2 protein-coding genes are annotated in these 4110 nt (G+C 72.7%); both read left to right on the top strand.

Features of this window, described 5'->3' with window-relative positions:
• Nucleotides 1–2421 (top strand): phosphoenolpyruvate--protein phosphotransferase (gene ptsP, locus SGCZBJ_RS00725; RefSeq protein ID WP_101716127.1); only part of this gene is annotated, 2421 nt, incomplete at its 5' end.
• 4 nt (nucleotides 2422–2425) lie between these two features.
• The coding region (gene nagE, locus SGCZBJ_RS00720) for an N-acetylglucosamine-specific PTS transporter subunit IIBC (RefSeq protein ID WP_101716126.1) at nucleotides 2426–4110 on the top strand (1685 nt) is incomplete at its 3' end.

Here is a 4110-nt window from a genome sequence, read left to right as displayed (position 1 = left end):
CTGGCGATTGATCCGACGGGTTCGGTGCTGCATGCGCCGTGCGACGGGCGGGTGGTCACGGTGCACCGGTCGCGGCACGCGGTGACGCTGCGGGCGGCCAACGGGGCCGAGATCCTGATGCATGTGGGGCTGGAGACGGTGGCGCTGGACGGCGAGGGCTTCACCGTCCACGTGGCCGAGGGCCAGGCGGTGACGGCCGGCGATCCGCTGATCGGCTTTGACCTGGATTTCCTGGCCCGCAAGGCCAAGAGCCTGATCACCCCGATCGTGGTCACCAATCCCGAGGCCTTTTCGATCGTGCGCCGGGCGCAGGACCTGGAGACCGGCGTCGGCGGCTTCCTGATGGAGCTGACGGCGGTCGGCGGGACGGCTGCTGAGGCGACGCCCGAAACCGCCGAGGTGGTGCGCGAAGTGGTCGTGCCTCTGGCGCACGGGATCCACGCCCGTCCGGCCGCCCGCATCGCCGAGACCGCGCGCGGCTTTTCCGCCGAGATCGCGCTGGTCGCCGTCGGCCGCCGGGCCAGCGCCAAGAGCCCGGTGGGCTTGATGTCGCTGGCGCTGCGGCTGGGCGACCACGTCTCCATCATCGCCTCGGGTCCCGACGCGCCAGGCGCCGTCGCGGCGATCGCCGCGCTGATCGAAAGCGGCATGGGCGAGGGCGTGGGCGAGGTCGCCGCCGCCGTCGAAGCGCCGCCGGTTGTCGTCGCCGCGCCCGCCGAACCGGCCGAACCGGGCGTGCTGCGCGGGGTGCTGGCCGCGCCGGGCCTGGCCATCGGCCAGGCGGTGCGGCTGGTGGCCGAGGAGATCGCGGTCGTCGAGGCCGGGGCCGGGGCCAGCGCCGAGCTGACTGCCCTGGACGACGCCCTCTGCCAGGTCCACGACCGCATCGAGGCCTCGGCCGCGAGCGGGGACGCGGCCCGCAAGGCCATCCTCGGCGCCCACCTGGCCTTCCTCGAAGACCCCGAGCTGACGGCGGCCGCGCGCAAGCTGATCGGCGAGGGCAAGAGCGCCGGCTTTGCCTGGCGCCGCGCCGTCGGCGGCTATGTCGAGGCCCTGCGCGGGCTTGGCGACCGACGCCTGGCCGAGCGCGTCGATGACCTGATCGACCTGGAGCGCCAGGTGCTGCGGGCCCTCCTCGTCCTGGAAGGGGCCGGCGAGGAGGAGGCCGCCCGGGCGCTGCCGGCCGGGGCCATCCTGCTGGCCGACGAGCTTCTGCCCTCGCAGCTGATGGGCGTGGATCCCAGCCAGGTGGCCGGCTTCGCCACCGCCCGCGGCGGTCCCACCTCGCACGTGGCCATCCTGGCCGCGGCCATGGGCCTGCCGGCCCTGGTGGCCGTGGGGCAGGGCGTCCTTGGGATCGCCGACGGAACCGCCCTGATCCTCGACGCCGAGGCAGGGCGCCTGCGCGTGGCTCCGGATGCGCAGGCCCTGGCCGCCGCCCAGAGCGCCATCGCCGCCCGCCACGAGGCGCGCGCCGCCGCCAAGGCCGCCGCCCACCAGCAAAGCCGCACGGCCTGCGGTGAACGCATCGAGGTGTTCGCCAATGTCGGCTCGGAGAAGGACGCCCTGGCGGCCGTCGCCAACGGCGCCGAAGGCTCGGGCCTGCTGCGCACCGAGTTCCTGTTCCTCGACCGCGACACCCCGCCCGACGAGGACGAGCAGGCCCGCCAGTACCAGGCCGTGGCCACGGCCCTCGAGGGCCGGCCGCTGATCGTGCGCACGCTGGATGTCGGCGGCGACAAGGCCGCCCCCTACCTGCCGATCCCGGCCGAGGAGAACCCGGCCCTTGGCCTGCGCGGCGTGCGGGTCAGCCTGTGGCGGCCGCATCTCCTGAAGACCCAGATCCGCGCCATCCTGCGCGTCCAACCGCTGGGCCAGTGCAAGATCATGGTCCCGATGGTGGGCAGCCTGTCGGAGCTTCGCGCCGTGCGCGCGGTGCTGGAGGAGGCCAAGAAGGAGCTGGGGATCACGCAAGCCGTCGAGCTTGGGGTGATGATCGAGACCCCGGCCGCCGCGGTGACCGCCGACCTGATCGCCGCCGAGGCCGACTTCCTCTCCGTCGGCACCAACGACCTGACCCAATACGTCCTGGCCATGGACCGGGGGAATCCGGAGCTGGCCGCCCGCATCGACGCCCTGCACCCGGCGGTGCTGCGGATGATCGACCAGACCTGCAAGGGGGCGGCCAGGCACGGCCGCTGGGTCGGCGTCTGCGGGGGCCTGGCCTCGGATCTTTCCGCCGTGCCGGTGCTGCTGGGCCTGGGGGTGACCGAGCTTTCGGCCACCGCCGCCATCGTGCCGGAGGTGAAGGCCCTGGTGCGACGGCTGTCGCTGCCCGCCTGCCGCGACCTTGCCGCCAAGACCCTGGACCAGGCCTCGCCCGAGGCGGTCCGCGACCTCATCAAGTCCTTCGGAGTTTGAGCCGATGAAGTCTCCGCTCGAAATCCTCCAGCCGCTGGGCCGGGCCCTGATGCTGCCGATCGCGGTGCTGCCGGTGGCGGGCCTGTTGCTGCGCTTTGGCCAGCCGGATCTCTTGAACATCCCCTTCATCGCCGCGGCCGGCGAGGCGATCTTCGCCAATCTGGGCCTTCTCTTCGCCATCGGCGTGGCCGTGGGCCTGGCCCGCGAAAACAACGGCGCGGCGGGCCTGGCCGGCGTGGTCTGCTTCCTGATCGCCACCGAGGGGGCGAAAGCCCTGCTGCACGTGCCGCCCGAGGTGCTGGCGGGCCTGCCCAAGGAGGCCGCAGAACTCGCCGGGCCGGCCTACAAGGCCAAGGCCCTGTCCAAGCTCTCCGTGCCGATCGGCATCCTGTCCGGCGTGATCGGGGGGCTGTTCTACAACCGCTTCTCGGGCTTCAAGCTGCCTGAATACCTGGCCTTCTTCAGCGGCCGCCGCTTCGTTCCGATCATCTCGGGCGTGGCGGGGCTGGTTCTGGCCCTCTTGGTGGGCTTTGGCTACGACGGCATCAACGGCGGGGTGGACGCGGCCAGCCGCGGCGTCGTCGGCTCGGGCGAGGTGGGCCTCTTCGTCTACGGCCTGCTCAACCGGCTGCTGATCGTCACCGGCCTGCACCACATCCTCAACAACATCGCCTGGTTCGTGATCGGCGACTATCACGGGGCCACCGGCGACCTGCGCCGCTTCTTCGCCGACGACCCCAGCGCCGGGGCGTTCATGAGCGGCTTCTTCCCGGTGATGATGTTCGGCCTGCCGGCCGCCTGCCTGGCGATGTTCCACACCGCCCGGCCCGAGCGGAAGAAGGCCGTAGGCGGCATGCTGGCCTCGCTGGCCCTGACCTCGTTCCTGACCGGGGTGACCGAGCCGATCGAGTTCAGCTTCATGTTCCTGGCCCCGCTGCTCTACGCCGTGCACGCGGTGCTGACGGGGCTGGCCATGGCGCTGATGAACCTGCTCGACATCAAGCTGGGCTTCACCTTCTCGGCGGGGCTGTTCGACTATGTGCTGAACTTCGGCAAGGCCACCCGGCCGCTGTGGCTGCTGCCGCTGGGGGCGGTCTATTTCGGGCTCTATTACGGCCTGTTCCGGTTCTTCATCGTCAAGTTCGACCTCAAGACCCCCGGCCGCGAGCCGGCCGAGGAGGCCGCCGCCCTGGCCGCTGCTCCGGCCCCGAGCGCCGGCGGCCGCGGGGGCGACTTCGCCGCGGCCCTGGGCGGGGCCGCCAACCTCGTCAGCATCGACGCCTGCACCACCCGCCTGCGCCTGATCGTCGCCGACCAGAAGGCCATCGACGAGCCGCGCCTCAAGGCGCTGGGCGCGCGCGGGATCGTGCGGCCCTCCGACAAGGCCCTGCAGGTGGTTCTGGGCCCCATCGCCGACACCGTCGCCGGCGAGATCCGCGCCGCCGTCGGGGCGGGGGGCGCCGCGTCCGCCGCGGTTTCCGTCGCCGCGCCGGCCAATCCCAAGGCCGTCCCGAAAGCGGCCAAGGCCCTGCTGCCCGGCCTCGGCGGCAAGGCCAACATCCTGTCCGTCAGCGCCTGCTCCAGCCGCCTGCGCCTGGAACTGGCCGACCCCGCCAAGCTCGACGAACCCGCCCTCAAGGCCGCCGGCGTGCGCGCCCTCGTCCGCCTCGACGGACCTGTCGTCCACCT

It is taken from the genome of Caulobacter zeae (assembly GCF_002858925.1).
Classification (GTDB): domain Bacteria; phylum Pseudomonadota; class Alphaproteobacteria; order Caulobacterales; family Caulobacteraceae; genus Caulobacter; species Caulobacter zeae.
Note: the sequence above shows the minus strand (reverse complement) of the source record. Positions and strands in the feature narration are given on the sequence as shown.